The sequence below is a fragment of the Bernardetia sp. MNP-M8 genome, from assembly GCF_037126285.1.
Taxonomy (GTDB): Bacteria; Bacteroidota; Bacteroidia; order Cytophagales; family Bernardetiaceae; genus Bernardetia.
Genome location: NZ_CP147012.1, coordinates 4,376,432 through 4,397,747, shown reverse-complemented (window position 1 = coordinate 4,397,747; position 21,316 = coordinate 4,376,432). Strand labels below are relative to the sequence as shown.

The window sequence follows — 21,316 nt, the reverse complement described above, 5'->3', positions numbered from 1 at the left end:
TTTTTAATCTATCAATTTCTATCTCTAAATGACTATGATTTGTCATAAAAAGCACATCACAGAATGCAACCTTTTTCAATTTTAGTTAATATGATTACTTAGTGGCTTAAATTTTGATTTTAGATACATTAATAGGACTTTCGTAAAGTTAATGTTTTTCCAAATTTTATTTCGTTATATCTTCAAATAATGCACTACTGGTATCAAATAAGATTAATATTATTAGAAAACACCTACAAAAACAGAATATTATTTTGAATAAAAACTTGTTTCTGAAAATCCCAATTATTAGGAGTTAGTTTATTGACTGCTAATAGAGGTTGTCCACTCAAATATAAAATACTATGAAAAACTACACACTAATTATATGTTCTCTTCTTTTCTTAATTAATTTTTTTTCCTTTGGAGAGGGCACAAAACAACTTATGCCTATTGGTGATGCAGGCACACCAGGACAACCTAATCGTGTTTCTATTCAGATTTGGGATAGAACCAATAGACTTTCTTTTACTTATAATGCTCCTCCAGATAGAAGGTTATATGTTCATGCTGAAGCAGGAGAAACAGTTTATTATGGTTTTGGAAATCAAGATGATGGTAATGATTTGTATTACAGAATTCGCCGTTTCGATACTTTGACTTCCACGGTGGTAGATGTAGTAGCAAATACAGCTATGCCAACTGCTGGAGCAGGATATATTACCAATTATAATAGAGCAGTAGCTGGTCCTAGAACTTTAGTAGGAAATGCTACAGGTTATAATGATATTTCATTTGCAGCCACAGCAGCAGGAGATTATTGGATAGAGTTTAATAGAGGAGCGAATCAGAATGTTATTCAAAATAATGCTAGACGTATAATTCGCTTTTTTGATGTTACTGTATTTAGTCCTACAGCTACAAATAGAGACCCTGTTACAGGGATTGTTTTGGGAAGATTATTTTCACCCTCTTGGGATTTGAATGCAGCTAATGGTAACAATCCATTCCTAGCAACTATGTTTCCTTATACACCAGATAGAATAACTCTAGGAGTTAATTTTAACGGTATTCGCCCTATTGGATTCGTAGTAAATATGAACTCTTACGGAACAATAAATACGGGTAATTCAGCTACCGATAGACTTTCAAGAGGGGGCAATTTTAGTGCACCTGAATATCCTATATTTTTAAATAATCCTGATTCTCTTATCTATCCTACAGGTAGAATACCCGACTTAACTATCTCTGAAGTAGAAGCAAGAGATTGTGGAGAATATGTAGTTAGAGTAGAAATAAATGCAGCAGGGTTTGTAGAAGCTCTTTTAGATTTGAATCCAACAGGTGAATACGAGCCAGGAACTAGAGATGTTCTTCTAAATGGAGGTTTTGTTCCTGCACCTGTTGCTCCTGCTATTACAAGTACTGTTTATATCCCTTGGGATGGTTTAGATGGGTTAGGTAATCCTGTACCTCAAGGTGAATTAGTTAATTTTATTGCCTATGTACAATCAGGGCTTACACATATTCCCATGTATGATGCAGAAAACCACCCAAATGGATATACAATAAGTTTGATAAGACCCAGTTTTGATATTGGTGGCAATCCTGTATCAGACCCAGCCTTATTTTGGGATGATCAAACCCTTTTAGGAGGAACAAGAAATTTGAATGGAGCAACTTCACCAGCACATAGTTGGACAAATGAAGACGACGATACTAGAAATACTTGGTTTTATATTCGTCGTGTTGAACAAGCAAGTACTTTTATTATGGATAGATTAGATTTTGGTATCATAGATAATGGTGCAACTGGTGTTTGTACGGTAGGACAAAATAATGAGTTTAACCAAATTACATTTGATATTACTATTAATCCAGATAAGTATGAAGCTTGGGAACTCAATTACTCTACTACCATCAATAGTGTTCCTGCCAATTATACCTTGAATTTAGTTAGTATTGATAGTAGTGCTGCGATTTTTACAGATCCAGATGGATTGCCACGACGAACTATTTATGTTACCTATGAAGTAATACCAGACCCTGAAACGGATGAAGTTGATTTTGAGTTTCAAGTTACAGGCTCTGCTGTACCTGACTGTCCTGCTGATGTTTCTGAACAAACCACCGTATTTTGTGACGACATTCTTCTTCCTGTTATTTTATTAGGTTTTAATGCTCGCCATTATTCAGATAATAGTATTTTGGTGGATTGGCAGACAATAAGTGAAAAAGATAATAAAGGTTTTTATGTACAACGGAGTACGAATGGAACAGACTTTAAAGACCTTGCTTTTGTCAAAGGTAAAGGAACAACTAACAATCAAGTTTCTTATGAATTTGTAGATGAAGAATATTGGACACGAACAGCTTATTATAGGCTACAACAAGTAGACAACAATGGAAAAACAATGCTTACCAAAACTATAAGTGTAGAACGTAATTTTACAAATCTTCCTTTTACTCTATATCCTAATCCAAACCGTGCAGGAGAAGAGTTGAATTTAAGAGGAATTACAGACAAATCTTCTGTCCAAAACCTTCAAATAATAAGTATTACAGGACAACGAGTTTTAATAAATCCTACTTTAAAAACTACTTTTGATGGCGTAGCTATAGATTTACCTCAAAAAATGGCAAAAGGAATTTATGTAATACAGGTGGTTACAGAATTTGGAATGCAGAATTATAAATTTGTGGTAGAATAAGAAAGGTTATAGTATCATTTAAAAAGCTAACTTTTATTACAAAAGTAGCTTTTTTTATGTTTGAGAGTAAACACACTGTTTTTGCAAATAAACTTTACGAATAATTCGTTATAAATCTAAACTATTAACATAAATTACAGTTTTTTTAAAGAAAAAACATTTTTAACAAGCCTTATTTTTTATATAATTCACAATAAAAGTAGTATTTATCATGAGAAAAATTTTATTATTTATTTTATTTTGTCTGTACTTTGGATTTAGCTCTTTGAGCTATGGACAATTTTATCCTGGAGGCATGGGAGGAGGTGCTATGCCTTTTTGGTTTTTGCCTTCTCAAGCCTATACCACAGGAGTTTTTCCCTACCCAGCACCAACTAACGGAAATGATGTGCAGATTTGGATAGATAATGCCCTTGTTGTAGGAGGTTCTAATGATGCTACACAGCCTACTGTTGCTCGTCGTCCAAACTATAATAATACAGGTGTTTATGCAAATGCTTCTGTCCGTTTTGACAGAGCTAACACAGAATGGTTACAAATGGCTGATGACAATTCTATAAATAGCACTACTCATGACCAAAAAGCAATGACTTTGACTTTTCGTGCAAATGATGTTTCTCCTACTTTACAATTTATTTATGAAGAAGGTGGAGGAACAAATGGAATGGGAATATATTTATCAGGTAATGTACTTTACGTAGCCATTTGGAATGATGGAGCTGTTTGGCCTAATGTGGGAGGGGGTAGCACTTTATTTTCTAATGGTGAAAGCTATCGTTTTTTTAGACAAACAATTACAGCTAACACAGATTATCTTGTAACTCTACTGTATGATAATAATTATACTAATACATTCAGAGCTTTTCTGAATGGAACTCAAATGAGTGTCAGTGATAATATCGTTAGAACATCATTACCTGTAGGAACTTTTTTAGCTCATACTGATGATACAGGTATTGGAGCAGTAAATGGCGCTTCCAAAATATTTGATATTACTAATGCTTCTTTGACAAATACAAATGTAACACCAACTACTTCTGGAGGAACTTTTTTTGATGGTCGTATTGGAGAAATTACTTATTATAATAATGGTTCGAATGTAGCTCGTAAGATAGTAGAGAATTATTTTTCTACTAAGTATGCTTTTACACTAGCAACAGATGATATGTTTCCTGAAAATCCTTCTTTTAGAAGTCAAATGATAGGAATAGGACAAGAAACAACAAACTTAACAGGAGATAGAATTTCCTCCAACATACAAAGTAGTGGAGGCTTTTTTATTCAAAATATAGATTTTTTTAAAGATATTAGAGATTATGTATTTGTAGCTCACAACTCTGGTGTAGGAACAACGCCTTTGGGTGTAGGAGAATATTCAAATCGTCTTTGGTTGGTGGAAGTCACTGATATAAATAATAATGATGGTAATTTGCGAGTGAGTTTTGATTTAGGAGGTTTGAGTCTTGCTTCTCCTGCTTGTGTAAATAGTGCTGATCAATACTACTTAAGAATCAATGGCGTAAATACTCGCCTTGGAGCAGGTACATATAATCCTGTTTCTCAAACAATTACTTTTGTAGTTCCTGCCAGTGAAATAGATGGCGCACAAATTACTATTGGTGTAAATGATACTACAGTTCCTTTAACAGAAGCAGGAGCTTGTAACAATGGTTGTGATGATGATGGTGATGGTTTGGTAGATTGTTATGATGGAGATTGTAATGGTAATTCTGCTACTCCAGATCCTGCTTGTGATGATTATTATTATGGACAAGTTCCACCAGACTGTGTTCTTCCTAATACGCCAGACCCAGATATTACAACTACTATCCAGTTTGAAACTGATGATATAGATTTTGAAGTAGAACAACGTGGAGGCGTATTTATTGGAGATGTTGTTCCTGATACCTGGTCTGAATATGCAGCCAATGGAATCACAGGAGATGATGCTATTCACGCAGAAGTGGTAGCCAAAAATCCATACAATACACCTTATACAGCAGGTCCTAAAAATGGACAGGCTCGTAGTCCTCATATTTATATTTATTCAGGTGATGATGGACAGTTGCTTCAACAAATTCCTACTCCAGTTACAGATAAGTTTAGTATGCTTGCTTTAGGTGATGTGGATAGGGATGGTAATGGAGATATATTTGTTACAGGCAATGATAGAAGAATATATCGTTTTGAATTTGATCCTTCTGTGGCACTTGCTGGAACTCAACCTATTAATAATTGGGTAGCACAATCTTCTGTTCTTGTAGGACATTCAGAAATGTCTCCTGCTCTAGCAGATTTTGACCAAAATGGAGTGCCAGAGGTATATGTTGGAAATGCCATTTATAATGCTGTTACATTAGCCAACTATATTGCACCAAATAATACTTTGAGTTCAGGGAATCATCCAAATGATAATACAGCAGCTTTTCCAGTAGCTTATGATGTCTTTTCTCCTTCTGATATTGTTCCTGCTACTGGTGTTGCTTGTGGTGGAGATTGTCAGGGTTTAGAACTTGTTACAGGAAACAGAATATATGCTGTAAACCTAACAGCAGGTACGCTTACTTTACTTTCTTCTGCACCTGCTAATATTACTGATGGACGTGCAAGTGTGGCTGATATGGATAATGATGGACGTGTAGATGTGGTTACCTGTGGATATGATAATACAGGTACTGCTGCTGGAGCTATTTTTATTTGGAATCCACGCACACAAGCACAAATGGGTACAACTTTCAAATTAACAAATGGAGGACAAGTTACTACTGTTGGTGGTCGTCCTAATTTAGCAGATATAGATGGAGATAGAATGCTAGAAATTGTAGTGGGAGGACGAAATCGCCTTTATGCTATTGAAACAGATTCAGATGCAGATGGATTTTTTGGTCCTGCTCTTGTTTTGAAATGGGTAGGAATTACAGACGAAACTTCTGACCGTACAAGTGGCTCTACCTTTGATTTTAATGGAGACGGAATTTCAGAAGTAATTTATAGTGATGAAGCTGATGTAATTATCTTTAATGGAGCAACAGGAGCAGTAGTTGAGAGAGTAGTGTCTCTATCAGGTACTCGTAGTGAGTATCCAATTGTAGCAGATGTAGATAAGGATGGACTTTCTGAACTTATTGTAACTTCCCAAAACCAAAACGGACCAGATGATAATGCTATTGGTAGAGTAACTGTGTATGCCTCTGGTTCGGGTAGTCCTTGGGTTAGTTCTCGTCCTGTGTGGAATCAACATACTTATCTTATTACTAATGTAGAAGATAATCTTACTATTCCTTCTAATCAACAGAATCATATACAACCAGGATATATAGCAGGTCCGCCTGCTCAAACAGGTCCTCTAAATTCTTTTATAAGACAAGTATCTTCTTTTGATAAAGATAATAATTCGCTTACACCAACAGGAAATTTGGTAATAACAACTATTGATGCTACGCCTGCAAGTTCAGGTGGAGATGTAGATTATTCAAACTGTCTCCCTACTGGTGAAATTATTATTTCTGTAACAGTAACTAATGATGGAGATGCAAACTTGCCTGCAAGTACACCAATTACATTTTATGATGAAAATCCATTTAGTTCTAATTCAAATATTTTGAATGTATTGACTTTAGGTATTGTACTAGCTCCTGGAGCAACACAGACTCTATCTTTCTCAATAAATGTAAATGGAGGTAATTTTAATATGTATGTATTGGGTAATATCGATGGAAATGCAAATCCGTTGCCTCAATATTCAGCAGCAGATAATTCTATATATGAAAATGGAGAGTGTGATTATAGCGATAATGGACAACCAACTTTTATAGATGAATGTCTTCTTCCAGTAGAACTTATTTCTCTCTATGCTGAAAATCTATCTAAAAAAGTAGTGGTTCATTGGGCAACAGCTACTGAGTTAGATAATGATTATTTCTTAGTAGAGCGTGCTGGAGAAGATTTACAGTTTAGAGCTATTGGAAAAGTAGTTGGTAAAGGAACTAGAAATGAGCGCACCGATTATTTATTTAATGATTATGAACCATTATTAGGAACTGCCTATTATAGGCTCAAACAAGTAGATTATAATGGCAAATGGACTAATACAAAAGCTGTTTCGGTTACACGTACTACAAACAATCTTCCTCCAGCACTTTATCCAAATCCAAATAAAGCTGGAAGAGAACTCTATATGCGTGGTTTTGTAGACGCTTCAATGATAAAACAACTCAGAATCATGAGCATTACAGGACAAGAAGTAAGCTCTAATATAGAAGTAAAATCTGCATCTGACGGAATTGTTGTGATTAATTTACCAAAAACTCTTTCAAAAGGAATTTATATTTTAAATATAGCAACAGATTTTGGAGCAGAAAACTTCAAATTTATGATAGAATAAAATTCAAAATTTAATTATCAAAAAAACCTTTACAGATTTTGTAAAGGCTTTTTTATGCAATATTTTCTAAAATAGAAATCGTTATGCTAATAATCTACTTTTATTCCATGATAATTTTCTTGTGTTTTATAGTCTTTTCGTAATGGAAAACCTTCCCAATCAGCAGGCATTAATAACCTTCTAAGGTCTGGATGATTCTCAAACTGAATTCCTATCATATCGAAGGCTTCTCTTTCGTGCCAATCAGCAGCCTTCCAAATTGAAGTAAGGGAATCTACAACAGGATTTTTGTCTCCTTCATGTGCTAACAAAATAGCTAAAGTAATAGAATGCTCAAAGGGATAGGAATAGAGTTGATAAATGACTTCAAAAGAATTTTCATTGTCTAATGCTGTAATACAAACTAGGTTATCAAAATAAAGTCTATCGTCAGTATGTAGAAAATGAGCAATTTCTAAGAGAGATTCTTTTTTTTCTATCAAAATACGAGGTTGTAATGTTTCTGTATTCTGAACTAAAATAGAATCTTGAAATTTTTCTTGTAAAGTGCTTGCTAATTCTTCAAAAATCATAATTAAAACAATAAGTTATTCTTCTTCATCACTTTGTGAATCTTCCATTTTGTTGGGAGCTTTCTCTTGAGAAGGAGGGCGTTGTTGAGAAGTCGGACGAGGTGTTGGAGGTGGAGGCAAATCAGCTAATTCATCTCTTTCCTTTTTCTTGTCTTCTGCATCCATTTCTGAACCAATATTCCTGTTTGGATTTGGGTTCATTCTATTTTTAGTTTCATGGGTTGGTTGTCTCTCAGAAGAAATTCTTCCTGTTGGTTTTGGTCTAGGAGTTTCTGTTTCAGAAGTATTTTGATAAATTTCTTGTAATTCTCCTTCCATAACAATCTTTTTGAGTTGATTGTATTTCCAGCCAATACGCAACAAAATTGCACCAATAATAACAAAAGTAATAATTCCTTCGACTCTTCCCATTTGCCAAAAATCCCAAGCAAAAAACTTTATCAGCAAGACCACAAATAAAATAAGGGCAAACAAACGCACTTCTTTTATTTTATATTTCATTCCTAAAGTAATTGCTGTTACTGATAACAAAGCCCATAAAATAGGATAGCCAAACTGACTATTGGTTTGTAAAATAGCATCTTTTCCTTCTATTCCATCACCAATATCATAGAAAATCCAAACCACTGTATTGCGAAGCTCTAAAGATAAATAAGCAACTACAGCAAAGCATAAAATATAAATTGTGGTTGCATAAACAACTGATTTATCGCCATCTTCATAATAAACATCACGAGTAAGTAAAAGCAAACCAAAAAGAGTAATAAAAAGATTGAGATAATGTCCCAAGTATTGAGAAAGTGCATTGCTATTGGTTAACCAGTGTGATTCTGCTGATTTTGTACGAATATGTTCTAAAAGCAAATCCATAGCTTGAGGTTGAACTAATCCTAAATATACAAAAGCCATCAGAAAGACCATTCCTCCCATAATTTGCATTACTCCATTCCATTTTACTGTTTTGGCAAATTGCCACACACCAACAGCATAAATAATATTGAAAAGTCCGATGAGAATAAGTCTAAAATCATTACTTCCAAAATTATTTGATTTATGAATAATGAGTTCTAAATTTCCTATCAAAAATAAAACAAGAAGCATAAAACCACCTAAAAAATTGGTATACATTCCTACTGTTATGAACCCAATATCTTCGTCTTCGTCTTCATCTTTCAATAGATAAATAGAAAATGCAAGTCCGACCATCGTTAAAAGACTGCTCAAAACTGCACCATTTAATAAAAATCGCCTTGTCAAATCATTTTCATACGACCAGTATAAATCTAAAAACCAAACCACAATAGAAGCTCCAATCAAAAACATAGAAGCTGTTTTGAAAACGCTCATTTGTGAGCGAACACCTACCCAAATCAATATCACGCCTTCAAAAACAAAGCAAATATTGATATATTCTTTATCTACAATAAGTGGAATTGCAATCGTAAAAAATAAGATGGTATAGCCAACAACAGTATAAAAAAGTTTTACATCTGCACTATCTGACTTGTAAAGAAGATAAGAATAAATAGAGTTGAAGACTGCTAGACCAAAAATAAACACTCCTAAATAACCAAAGCTATCAATTTGATAAAGCACATAAGAAATAATGATAACATAAGAAATCACATTTGCCAAAAGCATGGTATAATTAAATCCTTTCAAACGCTGTTTTGTACCCATACTATAAACTACATTCATTAAGAAAAATGTAACATAATAAAGAGTAGAAAATACAAGAGCTGTAAGAGCATTATTTCCGACATTAAAATCAGCCAAAAATACCCAAACATCAAAAAGAAATAAAGAAGCTATAAAAGTAAAAATATTAATATTCCCCCATTCTTTTCGATGTGCAATACCTAGAGCAATGATATTTAATAATAAAAGATAAGTAAAAAGGGCAAAATAATTAGTCGATTCAAAGCCTACCACAACAAAAGCAGTAACATACCCACCAACAATAGAAATTAAGGCAAGTGTTTTCCTATTATGTGCAATTGCCAAAATTACAGCTATCAATGTGATAAGTAAGTTTATTGCATACGCCCAAATCTGACTACCAACCGAATAATATTCAAAAAGTAAGCTGGCTGAATAATATAAAATTATCATTCCACCTACCAAATAAGTTGCACTCAAACTTTTACTGCTATTTCTCTGACGATGTGAAAGTACCAAAAGAATTCCTCCTACCGAAAACCCAATAAATAGCTGTCCTATATTTCCAATAAAACCAGCATCAATACCAAAATTGATAAGCATAATGATACCCAAAATAAGCATTCCAATACCTATTTTGTTGAGTAAATTCTCTCCTAAGTATTCTTCTAACCCTTTCTTACTTTGGCTATAAATATTTTCTAATGCACGAGTTTGGTTTTGTAATGTGACTCCTTTAGGTTGGTAACGAGAATCAGGCTGACTTTGTCTTTGTTGTGGCTCTCCTTCTTCATCTTCTCCAAAAACTTTTAGATATACTTTTCGTCCTCTACCTACCATATCGCCTGTTTGGCGTGGTGCTTCTCGTGTTCCTTTATATTCTTTTATTTTATTTTTATAGATACGTTGCGCCAACTCATCATCTTCAATGGTAAGATCACTCATCTGACTAAGATGATGATAAATAGGGTCTTTCTTTACATTTTCTTCATAATCTTTATCAAAACGACGTAAATAAGAACGAGTTTCCTGTATTTCCTCTCTAAATCCTTCAGCAACTTTCAATAAATCACTAGCTTCACTATCTTTATTTTGAGTAGAAGCTTGTGAAGTATATCTTTTGGGAACAAGATTTTTTGGAAGTTGATTTAACTTCTCATCAAATTTTTGATTGGGAAATTTTTCGTTTTCTTCTTCAAAATTATCTTGTCTTTTTTTGGAATTATCAGGATTTTTAGGATTGTTTTTTTCGTTCATACTATTTTCAATTATGAATTAAAAATTACGAATTACGATGTTTTATAACTTAAGAACATAACATAATCCGTAATTCATAATTAAATTATTATTTTACAGAACTTTCTTCAGGTTGTCTCCAAAGTTCGCTTACTTCTTTTTTGTCTAAAACGAGCAAAAGACGAACAGGGTTAGGAATAAAAACCAAGCGAGCATCCATTTTTGGAGCTTTTTGTACTTCAAACTGAACAGCATCTTGTGGCTTAAAGCTATACTGCTGTCCGTGTTCGGTTTCTTCTAAAGGCGAATAATTACGAGCAATATAAGCAATAGGAGAAAGGACATCTAAACTTGGGCTATGTTGTTCATACAAATCTTCCAAAATATCTTCTAAATACTCACCATAGTTTTCTAAGAAATTATCTTCAAACTCGTGTAATTTTTCTTCTGCATCGTCATACGTTTCGTCGTTATAATCCATATCGGCGAGCATGCTTTTCTGCTGAATGATAGTTTCTAGGTCTTTGTTAAGGGCATTAAAATCCATACTGATAATTACTGATTTAATTTTTAATAAATAATAAAATGATACATTTTTCTGTAAAATATTGAATGTATCAGTTTCTTGAATTACTTATAATAAGTTTTTTACCAAAAAATAGTTTTATAGATTTACCTATAAGTTGGCTAAATTAATTTTCTAATTTACGAATATTTTATAATGAAAACAATTTATAAAAATATCTAAATACACTGTTTCAAAAATTTTACAATGTTTTTTGTGTGTTCAACTCCTCAGAGTTGAACGAAACGCTTCCTCAGAAGCGTGATTCAAGCAAATAAATCATGCTTCTGAGGAAGCGAAACATTCAGTTCTGAGGAACTGAATGCACAACAAAATGCAATAAAACTTTTGAAACAGTGTACTAAAAGCTAAATTTATAAAATAAATTATAAAACACATTTTTTTATACTACAAATCCAGACATTGTTTCATAAAGTGTATAAAAAACGAGTTATTTTAGCTTTAGCTCAAATTTATTTATTTTTAATTAGATTTAAACTTTTTTTTTGTAGTATTGAAAAGACACTAACAAACAAATTTTCAACTCCATCAGCTTCCCACCATTCATACAAGTCAAATTTTGACCTATTTTCATCTGTTAGTCTATGTAGCTCATCTTCTAATTCTCTATATTTCAATAAATTTCCATTTTCATCACAATAACCTATATATTCTACTATTTTCTTCTCGCCATTTCTATTTTAGGTTCAAATTCTTGTCTTAATTTCATTTTATCAAAAAATATTTTCATTGTTTTGAAATAGATGGAAAAGGCAAACCATTTTACTCCAAAGCTGTATAATGTTTAATAACAATCAAAAATAAGTAGTATCTTTGTAGTTACATTCCGAAATGAGATTTAACAAACATACTGCTTTTATTTTAAAACTTTCTGTTTGTGATTTATAAATGCTCATTTCACAATCCATTTATATGTCAGAAATTAGTAAAAAAAATACGCCAGATACTACGACCAAATCATTTGTCGATTTAGGTCTTTCAGATGAGCTTCTTCAAGCTGTAAAAAAAGTAGGTTATAGTTCGCCTTCGCCTATTCAAGAAAAAGTAATTCCTTTTGTTTTAGATAGAAAAGATGTTTTGGCTTCAGCACAAACAGGAACAGGAAAAACAGCAGGCTTTACTCTTCCTATGCTTCAACTGCTTACCCAAGATGTAAAACAACGTTCCAAGATTAGAAAACGTACTTTGCGTTGTCTTATTCTCACTCCTACTCGTGAATTAGCAGCACAGGTTTTTGAAAATGTAAAAGAATATAGTGAATTTTTAGATATTCGAAGTGCTGTTATTTTTGGTGGTGTAAATCAAAATCCACAAATCAGAACGCTAAAGAATGGTGTTGATGTTTTGGTAGCTACTCCTGGTCGTTTGTTAGATTTGGAAGGACAAAAAGCTCTTTCACTTGCTGATGTAGAGATTTTAGTCTTAGATGAGGCTGATAGAATGTTAGACATGGGATTTTTGCATGACATAAAACGAGTTATCAAACTTGTTCCTACCAAAAGGCAAAATCTTCTTTTTTCGGCTACTTTCTCTAAAGAAATAAAAGCTCTAGCAGGAAAAATATTAAATAATCATGTTACTGTAGAAGCAACTCCAGAAAACACAACAGTAGAAAAAATCAATCAGACTGTTTATAGTGTCAATAAAACACGAAAATCAGATTTGATTATAAAATTGATTGATGAAGGAGAATGGGAGCAGGTTTTAGTCTTTACTCGCACAAAACATGGTGCAAACCGTTTGAGTGAAAAAATGACAAAAAAAGGGATTCAGGCAGCAGCTATCCATGGAAATAAAACTCAAAATGCACGTACAAAAGCTCTACAAGGCTTTAAAGATGGTTCTATTCGTGTTTTGGTAGCTACAGATATTGCAGCTAGGGGATTAGATATTCCACTCTTACCGTATGTAATTAATTATGAATTACCTAACGTTGCTGAGGATTACGTACATCGCATTGGTCGTACAGGTCGTGCAGGTGCAGGTGGAGATGCTATTTCATTGGTTTCTCATGATGAAGTTGAATTTGTAGAGAATATTGAAAAACTTCTTAACGAAAAAATTGAGAAAAAAGTAGTAGAAGGTTTTGAACCTACTGCCCCTTCAAAAGAAGACATCGAAGAAGCAGAATTGGCAGCACGTCAACGAAGTGGAAGAGGTGGTTTTGCTAGAAATAGAGAAAGAAACCGTACTTCAGACTCTAGAGGAAAATCTAATTCTGTAAATTTGGGAAAACTAAAGTCAAAAACAAAAGGACGTAAAACAAATAACCCCAAATTTGGAGGAAAAGGAAGAGGAAAATAAAAAAACAGCTCCTAATTATTAGTTTAATACCTGTGCTGTTGTTGGTCTTTAGTTTCGACTTGCCGTTACGATGAACAACAATAAACATAGAGATAAAAAAATAGAGTTTCATTTTTTGAAACTCTATTTTTTTGGTTTGCAATTAGATAATACCAACTACAAAAACCACGGCAGGATACCGAATAATAGCTCCTCACTCAACTTGAGCCGATGTAAAGGTGTATAAATAACAAAGTTAAGGGGGTGATACAAATTATTTTTGGTGTAAAAAAACACCAACTTCTTTGGTTGGTGTTTTCTCTGAAAACCATTTTTTTAGTAATATTTTTACAGCTTGCTCAAGTGGGTAAATAAATCTTAATTTAAAGGAATGCCAAACCAACTTACTTTGTAAAACATGGATTTTCGTCCTAATTTACTTTTACTAAAATATAAAGTTAACCAATCTTGTTGTTCATTTAATTGCTTTGAAACCTCGTCTATTGATTTAGTTAATTGTTTAATCATATTGACTGTATTTACATCAGTAGTCGAAATTTGACTTAACTTATTTTCAGCCTCTTTTATTTTATCGACTACTACATCAATCATGCTCTGTATTTCAGGGTCAGTTTTCTTTGGTGTGAATTTTTGGTTTCTGTAATTTATAAACTCATTTAACGCATTAATTGCATCATTATATTCAACAATTGCTGAATTGTATAAATTTACAGTTTTATTTTGTCGATAATTCTCTATTTCTAATTTTAAGTGTTGAAGTCGGTCAAAAATCAATGAATTTTTCACCCCATTTTTTTCTACACGATATGCTGTGAAAATTAACTGGTCAATATGACTTTGTTTTTCATAAACTTGGATTGTGTCCTTGAAGTTAAAGAATTCCTTAGTTTTGTTTTGTTGAATCTTTCCTTCATAAAACTCTTGGTTTGTTATTGGATAGTTTACAAATTGCCATAAATAATCGAAGGGTATGTGAGATTTAATGAGTGTTGTTGGACTAGCTTTATAGTATTCATTGTTTATTTTCTTTAAAAATTTCCCATTATCTATATAACCAGATCCCCAAGTTGGATCAAAAAGAACCCATGAGGTATCAATTAGTGCTGCACTCCAAGCATGAGGAATATAATCAGTAAAACCATTTTGTTTTGTATAACCTTCAACTACAAAAGATTTAATACCTGATTTATTACAGATGTCTGTAAATAATAAAGCATAATTTTCACAAATTCCTTTTCTTGTTTTAAGAGCTTTTGCTATTTTTTCTTCTTTTTTTTCGTAAAAATTTATTGCAAACATATTTTCAATATCATATTGAATATTTGATGCAACCCAAATAAATATTGCTCGTGATTTGTCGTTGTCAGTTTTAAAGTTGGAAGTAATGTAATTTGCAATAAAATCAGTGTTTTTTGTCAACGAGTCAGGAAGTTCCAATGCTTTTTTGTCGATGGCTGAAAAATCATTAGTTATCGGTTTTTGAGCAAAAATTGTCTGAGTTATCAAGATAAAAATAATTGTAAATTTTATCAATTTCATAGTGTCGTCTTTAGTTATATGTTTGTTTACTAATGATGGTTTGCCAAATTAGTGAAAATTAAAAACACAAATATAAACAATATTATTTCGTTGTAAGTATATAGATTTTATCTCGCCTTTGTTAATCTTTAACGTCAGTTTGCCATTACGAGACTCACAAATACCCTACTTGAAATTTTTACAAAAAGGTAAAATAAAGTAGAAAAATTTATAATACAGAAGACCTCATTTTTCTTTACATTTGTAAACACTAAGACCAACTCATCAAGAAGAAAACATTCAGATAAGAATCTATACAAAGAAAAATTATAAAAAATATGATTATTTAGTTGTTGGTGTCACTTCGCTAAAACACCACGCATTAAATATACCTAAATCTACACAAGAAAATAAAAATATAACTCATTCTTTAGAGTGAGAAAAACTAGCAAAATAATAAAAGCAATGATACTAAACATAAAAAATCTAGGCGCACTCAAAGAAGCAGAAATAGACCTTAGCAAAGACCTTATTTTACTGTGTGGACATAATAATACTGGGAAAACTTATGTGGCTTATCTTTTTTACTATTTAAAACAAGTCTTGAGTCGTCACTTAGATTTCACTATTGAAGCCCTATATGATATTTCTTTTGAAAGGTATGTAAAATCTCTACCTTTAAATAAAGAAATAAATAATGAAGCTATCATAAAAATAGCAAAAGAAATAAATACAAAGGGTAAAGTAAAGGTAGATTTTTTAGATTTGCTACCTAGTTTAATATTCAGTTTAAAGGATGAAATAGCTAACGAAATAACTGATTTACTAATAAACAGACCTATTCCAAATGCTTTTTTTGCTGAGATTGATTTAAATTCATTTTTTGATAAAAAAACGTCAGAAAAAATACAAATTAATATTGGATATACAGAAAATACTATTAAAAACTGTTTTTACAATTCAGAAGTAGATAGAGAAATATATTTACATCATAAAGGAATAAAAGAAAAGAAACAAAGAAATAGTAACATTATTGAGTTTGAACTTACAAAGGATATAAGTTTTGACCTTATCAAAAATGGTATTTATTTATCGTTGTTACATAATTGTTTAGGTTTTAATTATAAAAGTCAAATCTTCACTTCTGAACGTGCAGCCATAAATATTTTCAGCAAAGAATTAGCCTTAAACAAAAATCAGTTTTTTGATAAAATATTAAAAACAAAAGGAGAAGAAAGAAATAAATTACTAAACTTTGCAGACGAAAATATAAATCGTTATGTAAAACCAATAGCAGACGAATTACTAATAGCCGAAGATTTATTAAATCTTTCCAAACAAAAAAGCGAATTCGATTTTCTAGCTATTGAACTTGAAAAAAGTATTTTAGAAGGAAAAATAATCGTAGGACAATACGGAGGTTTACAATATCAACCTAATTTCTACAATGAAAATGAAGAAAATGTAGTTTTAGAAATTGCACAGACTTCTTCTCTTGTAAAATCTCTTGCTTCTCTTGTTTTTTATTTACGTCATTTAGCAAAGAAAAATGATTGTATTATTATCGACGAACCCGAACTAAATTTACACCCAGATAATCAGATTTTGGTAGCTCGTTTTTTGGCTCGTTTGGTTAATGAAGGTTTTAAAGTGGTGGCGAGTACGCATAGTGATTATATCATTAGAGAATTAAGTAATTTATTGATGCTTTCTAACTCTTTTGGAGAAAAAGAAGAATTAATGAAAACATATAGATATAATGAAAACGAACTTTTAAAAAACGAACAAGTAGGAGTTTATTATTTTGAGAAAGGAAAAAACACAGCCGTTTCTGTTCCACTTTTAAAACGTGGAATTGAAATAGATTCGATTAATGAAGTCATAACAGACCTTAATGAACGTTCGGATAATATTTATTATACTTTTTTGGAATCTGATGAAAATAAGGCAGCCGAAAAAGAAGAAGAAAATCTAAAAAACAACTCTAAAATCTAGCTAATGGAAGATATAAAAAAGGCTCTTCAAGCTCTGATTTGTGAGGAAGTTTGTATTGACTTTAATAATGAGAAAAAATCAATTAAAATTGAAGAAGAACAAAATACAGATTCAAAACAACTTCGTTCGGTTACTATAAAAGGAATTGATGAATGTTTTTTGGCTTTCAAGTTAGACCATCCAACTAATAAATTTTTAGGACGATTATTTAATGAGGTAACAGATTTGAATAAGGCTTGTGATGCTATTATTTTTTGTAGAATAAGAGATAAAAATTATATTTTTTCAATAGAATTAAAGTCAAATGAAACTTCTGATATATCTAAAAAATTCAAAAATAGTCAAATTTTTATTGGTCTAATAAATGGGATTTTAAAGATTCATTTTGATGTTCAAGAGGAATTTGAAGCTATAAATATTCTTTTTGATAGAAAAATAACAAACAGAGCAATCACAAAGAGAAAACCTAAAGATGTAGAATATTATCATCAAGGTTTTAGTAGGCAAGATAATTTTATTCAAATACACCCTTTCATTTCTCAACAAAATAAGTAAAAAAGCTCTCAAATCAAGAAAATGAAAAATGCGTTTCCTCTTTTTCCTATCATTTTTTTTCCTGTTTATTTCCACAAAAATCGTTTTTGCACAAACTCAAAAAAACGATGCTAAAACTGATTCTCTAAATTCATTTTCTCAAAAAACAAAGTGGGTTGCCGTAAATAAAAACTCTGCCGTTGTTGGTGTCTCCACCAACGACAAAATTTATTACACCGCATTTTGGCTCAAAGAAATTGATTCTCTTCCTCCTATTTCTATTCAAGTTTTAGAAACAAAACCAAAATTAGCCGTTGCCCCTGTGTCCACCAACGAGATAAATAAAATAAAAGCAACTTATGACTTTGAAAAACAGATTATTTTGTTTTATTTAGATTCAAATCTAAAAGATATTCAATTAGATTCTATCAAAATTTCGTATCAAACTATTCCTTTCAAGATAAAAAACTGGACTTTTAAGCGTTCACAAGAAGAATACGAACAGGCAGCAATGCAAAACTTTATTGATACAGTTGATAGAAAAGCAGAAAAAAATACTGTTATTACAGAAGAAAGACAAGAACTTTTTAGCTCAAACCTTCAAAAAGCAGGAAGTATTACTCGTGGTGTTTCGGTGGGAAATAGACAAGACGTTTTTGTAAATTCGAATCTAAATCTGCAATTAGAAGGAAAACTGACTGATGAAATAGAATTGACAGCCATTATTTCCGACCAAAATGTTCCTTTTCAGCCCGAAGGAAATACACAACAAATTCAGCAATTTGACAGGATTCAGATACAACTTCGTCATAAAAATGCTTCGCTTACAGCAGGCGATGTAGTGTTACAGCAAGGAATTGGCAAAAATACGCCACATTTTATGCGATTTTATAAAAACGTTTTGGGTGGAGTTTTACAAACCAATTTTCAAAGAGATTCTACTTTTTCTACGCAGCAAAAAATCGGTTTAGCTGCTGCAAAAGGACAATTTCAAAGTTATCAATTACCTGTTCAAGAAGGCGTACAAGGTGCGTACAGACTTGTAGGTGCAAATAATGAACGTTTTATTATCATTCAAGCAGGTTCGGAAAAAATATTTTTAGATGGACAGCTTTTGCAGCGTGGTTTTAATTATGATTACATTATCGACTACAATACTGCCGAAATTACCTTTAATCCTCACATTGTGATTACGCAATTTTCTAGGGTTCGTGTAGAATTTGAATATACAAATCAGTTTTATAATCGAACGATTTCGAATTTGGGGGCGAGTGTGAATTTTACAAGTAAGAATAAAAGTAGCAATTCGAAAAAACTAAAAAAATCATCTTGGAACGTTTTTATAGAAAATTATTCTGAAAGCGATAATGAAAAACAACCCATTAATTTTGATATTTCAGAAGAAAGACAAACACTTTTAGAAAATATTGGCGATAGTTTGTCGCTTGCCGTTGTAGAAAGTGCTGAAGAAGTAGAAAATTTTTCTGTCAATCAAATTCTATATATCAAAAAAGACACGTTGATTGATAATTTCTTTTATCAGATTTTTCAGAGAGCCACACAAGACAACGAAAATCAAACTTTTTATACCGTTTCGTTTACAGAAGTGGGACAAAATAAGGGCGATTATATTTTGGGAGAAGCCGTTGCAAATGGAAAAGAATATGTTTTTGCAGGAATTAATGAAGGAAATTTTGCGCCAATTAGACAACTTCCTGCGCCAAATTCCAAAAGGCTTACTAATGCAGGAGTTCATTTTTCTCCAAATAGTAATACAAGTATTTTTGCAGAAGCAGCTTTTTCAGACCGAGATAGAAATATTTTTTCAGATATTGATAGTCAAGACGACAAAGGAAATGCTTTTTTTGTAGGAATTCATACGAAAGAAAAGAAATTTCAAAATTCTATTTTCAAGAATAATTATAAGTTGAGTTACGGAATAGATTATGAATTAGATAATAAAAACTTTGAACCGATAGACCGTTTTAGAAATATAGAATTTGATAGAGATTGGACGCTGCCCACTTTTTTTGGTGCATTGCCAAAAGGTCAAGACCAGATTTTACAGGCTTTTGCGATTATTGAACAAAATGTAAGCAACAAATTTGAGTATAATTTTACGTACAGAAACCGAGAAAATGCCATTACAGGACAGCAACACAAAATTATTTTCAATAAAAAAGTAGGTAAATTTCAACTTTCTACCAATGGTTTTTATTTGAATGGAGAAAATCAATTACAGTTTCAGAATAATAATGCCAGTTCTTTTTCAGATTTGAATACAAATTCTATTATTTCATCGATTCCAAATAGTCAAGTTGCTATTTTATCAACCCCTCAAAAGGTTTCTTGGCTGCGTTATGATGCCGATTTGCAATATCAAAATAATTACATTATTCCTGCTTATACATATTCGGTTGATAAACAGACTTTTAAAACACAAGATTCGGTTACTTCGTCGTTGATGAATTATGAACAACACAAATTTTATCTTTTTCAAGGAGATAGCAGCAAAAAAGCAAATTATAGAATTGAATATGCTTTGAGAGAAGATTTTTTGCCAAAAAATGGAGTTATTCAATCTTATACCAATTCGCAAACGGCACGAGCAGAAATGTCTTTGGATTTTGAAAGAGAAAAATCAAATCAAAAACTGACTTTTAATTCTACTTATCGAAAATTAGAATACAATCAAGAATTTTTGGATACACTAAAACTAGACGACACCGAAACACTAATGGGCAGAATCGACTGGCGAAGTGATTTTTTTGAGCGTGCTATTCGTCAAGAACTCACTTATTCGACGGTAACGGGGCGAGAACCAGCGAGGGAATTTACTTTTATTGGTGTCGACGGAACGCAAGGAACGCATACGTGGCGAGATGATAACGATGATGGTGTGCAGCAATTGGGAGAATTTTATGAAGCCATCAATCCAGATGAACGAAATTATATCAAAGTTTTTACACCTACAAGTACGTATTTAACAGCTTTTTCTACTGATTTTATTTATAAAATCACACTTACTCCTCCTAATAAATGGAAAAAAACAAAATTTATAAAGAAATCCTTACAACTCTTTTCGGTGGTTTTTTCGGTTCAAAATTCCGTCAAAACTACAGAAAGTGATTTTGAAAAACGTTTTCTTCCTTTTGTGCAGCGCAATCAAGAAAACGTTTTGAGTGAGCAAAGTTCGCTTCGAAATGTCTTATTTTTAAATAGAACAAATCCAAAATGGGGAGGAGAATTTCGCTATACACTAACGAATCAAAAAAACCTTTTAGCAGGTGGATTTGAAAGTAAAAATGTAGAAGAATATGAAACTATTTTTAGACTAAGTCTTTCAAAAACGATTGCTTCAAAATCTAGTTTTTTGATAGGAGCACGAAGTAATGCCTCCGATTTTTTGGAAAACAGAACCTATAATTTAGAGCTTTTACGTCCACAACTAGAACTCGCTTGGCAACCCACAACAGCATTCAGACTAACAACAGCCTACCGTTTTGAGCAAAAACAAAATACGTTAGGCATAGAAAAAGCGACAATTAATGAATTTAGGACAGAATTACGTTATTCAAAAGTAGGCGATAGAGTTTTTAATGTCCGACTCAGAACGCTCAATATTGATTATAATGGAGAAAATAACACGCCTGTCAGTTACGAACTTTTGGAAGCCTTACGAGCAGGGCAAAATCTAACTTGGGATTTGAATCTACAACAAAAACTTTTCAATGGTTTGCAGCTAAGTGTCGTTTATGAAGGTAGAAAATCAGAAGATAATGCTGCCATTCATATTGGTAGAATACAGGTTACTGCGCTTTTTTAGTAGTTTGTTTTT

10 protein-coding genes are annotated in these 21,316 nt (G+C 32.1%); 6 read left to right on the top strand and 4 right to left on the bottom strand.

From position 1 onward, the window contains the following. Window positions 1–344: 344 nt before the first annotated feature. Both V9L04_RS17780 and V9L04_RS17775 read left to right on the top strand, forming a co-directional pair. Window positions 345–2,690: a T9SS type A sorting domain-containing protein gene (locus tag V9L04_RS17780; protein WP_338791266.1), complete on the top strand. Its 2,346-nt coding sequence runs from the start codon at window positions 345–347 to the stop codon at window positions 2,688–2,690. A 211-nt stretch (window positions 2,691–2,901) separates the two neighbouring features. Next, a complete protein-coding gene (locus V9L04_RS17775; protein ID WP_338791265.1) occupies window positions 2,902–7,074 on the top strand; it encodes a T9SS type A sorting domain-containing protein in 4,173 nt (1,390 codons plus the stop codon). Between the two features lie 86 nt (window positions 7,075–7,160). Here V9L04_RS17775 and V9L04_RS17770 read toward each other — a convergent pair whose 3' ends face one another. The 3 genes from V9L04_RS17770 to V9L04_RS17760 all read right to left on the bottom strand — a co-directional run bounded on the left by V9L04_RS17770 (window position 7,161) and on the right by V9L04_RS17760 (window position 11,088). Next, on the bottom strand, window positions 7,161–7,646 hold the full coding sequence (locus tag V9L04_RS17770) for an NADH-quinone oxidoreductase subunit C (protein ID WP_338791264.1): 486 nt from the start codon (window positions 7,644–7,646) through the stop codon (window positions 7,161–7,163). A 15-nt stretch (window positions 7,647–7,661) separates the two neighbouring features. Beyond that, a complete protein-coding gene (locus V9L04_RS17765) occupies window positions 7,662–10,562 on the bottom strand; it encodes a DUF2339 domain-containing protein (protein WP_338791263.1) in 2,901 nt (966 codons plus the stop codon). Window positions 10,563–10,650: 88 nt separating this feature from the next. After that, window positions 10,651–11,088, bottom strand: coding sequence for a hypothetical protein (locus tag V9L04_RS17760; RefSeq protein WP_338791262.1), 438 nt, complete (start codon window positions 11,086–11,088; stop codon window positions 10,651–10,653). A 951-nt stretch (window positions 11,089–12,039) separates the two neighbouring features. Here V9L04_RS17760 and V9L04_RS17755 point away from each other — a divergent pair. Then, window positions 12,040–13,431, top strand: a complete 1,392-nt coding sequence (locus tag V9L04_RS17755) for a DEAD/DEAH box helicase (RefSeq protein ID WP_338791261.1) — start codon at window positions 12,040–12,042, stop codon at window positions 13,429–13,431. 357 nt (window positions 13,432–13,788) lie between these two features. Here the strand turns inward: V9L04_RS17755 and V9L04_RS17750 are convergent, their stop codons facing one another. Further along, window positions 13,789–14,970 (bottom strand): transglutaminase domain-containing protein, encoded by a 1,182-nt coding sequence (locus V9L04_RS17750; RefSeq protein WP_338791260.1) that lies wholly within the window; start codon window positions 14,968–14,970, stop codon window positions 13,789–13,791. A 444-nt stretch (window positions 14,971–15,414) separates the two neighbouring features. On the opposite strand from V9L04_RS17750, the gene V9L04_RS17745 reads away from it, so the two are divergent. Genes V9L04_RS17745 through V9L04_RS17735 form a run of 3 tightly spaced genes read left to right on the top strand, consistent with a single transcriptional unit; the run spans window position 15,415 to window position 21,304 of the window. After that, the gene (locus tag V9L04_RS17745) at window positions 15,415–16,944 is read left to right on the top strand and encodes an AAA family ATPase (protein ID WP_338791259.1); all 1,530 of its coding nucleotides are present in this window, start codon (window positions 15,415–15,417) and stop codon (window positions 16,942–16,944) included. A gap of 3 nt (window positions 16,945–16,947) precedes the next feature. After that, on the top strand, window positions 16,948–17,499 hold the full coding sequence (locus V9L04_RS17740; RefSeq protein WP_338791258.1) for a hypothetical protein: 552 nt from the start codon (window positions 16,948–16,950) through the stop codon (window positions 17,497–17,499). A 28-nt stretch (window positions 17,500–17,527) separates the two neighbouring features. Then, window positions 17,528–21,304 carry a hypothetical protein gene (locus V9L04_RS17735; RefSeq protein WP_338791257.1) on the top strand — a complete coding sequence of 1,259 codons (3,777 nt, stop codon included), beginning with the start codon at window positions 17,528–17,530 and terminating at the stop codon, window positions 21,302–21,304. Window positions 21,305–21,316: the final 12 nt, after the last annotated feature.

Excerpts from the sequence above, each read along its gene's own strand:
- V9L04_RS17780 (WP_338791266.1), top strand. The coding sequence starts at position 345 with ATGAAAAACTACACACTAATTATATGTTCTCTTCTTTTCTTAATTAAT.
- V9L04_RS17775 (WP_338791265.1), top strand. The coding sequence starts at position 2,902 with ATGAGAAAAATTTTATTATTTATTTTATTTTGTCTGTACTTTGGATTT.
- V9L04_RS17770 (WP_338791264.1), bottom strand. The coding sequence starts at position 7,646 with ATGATTTTTGAAGAATTAGCAAGCACTTTACAAGAAAAATTTCAAGAT.
- V9L04_RS17765 (WP_338791263.1), bottom strand. The coding sequence starts at position 10,562 with ATGAACGAAAAAAACAATCCTAAAAATCCTGATAATTCCAAAAAAAGA.
- V9L04_RS17760 (WP_338791262.1), bottom strand. The coding sequence starts at position 11,088 with ATGGATTTTAATGCCCTTAACAAAGACCTAGAAACTATCATTCAGCAG.
- V9L04_RS17755 (WP_338791261.1), top strand. The coding sequence starts at position 12,040 with ATGTCAGAAATTAGTAAAAAAAATACGCCAGATACTACGACCAAATCA.
- V9L04_RS17750 (WP_338791260.1), bottom strand. The coding sequence starts at position 14,970 with ATGAAATTGATAAAATTTACAATTATTTTTATCTTGATAACTCAGACA.
- V9L04_RS17745 (WP_338791259.1), top strand. The coding sequence starts at position 15,415 with ATGATACTAAACATAAAAAATCTAGGCGCACTCAAAGAAGCAGAAATA.
- V9L04_RS17740 (WP_338791258.1), top strand. The coding sequence starts at position 16,948 with ATGGAAGATATAAAAAAGGCTCTTCAAGCTCTGATTTGTGAGGAAGTT.
- V9L04_RS17735 (WP_338791257.1), top strand. The coding sequence starts at position 17,528 with ATGCGTTTCCTCTTTTTCCTATCATTTTTTTTCCTGTTTATTTCCACA.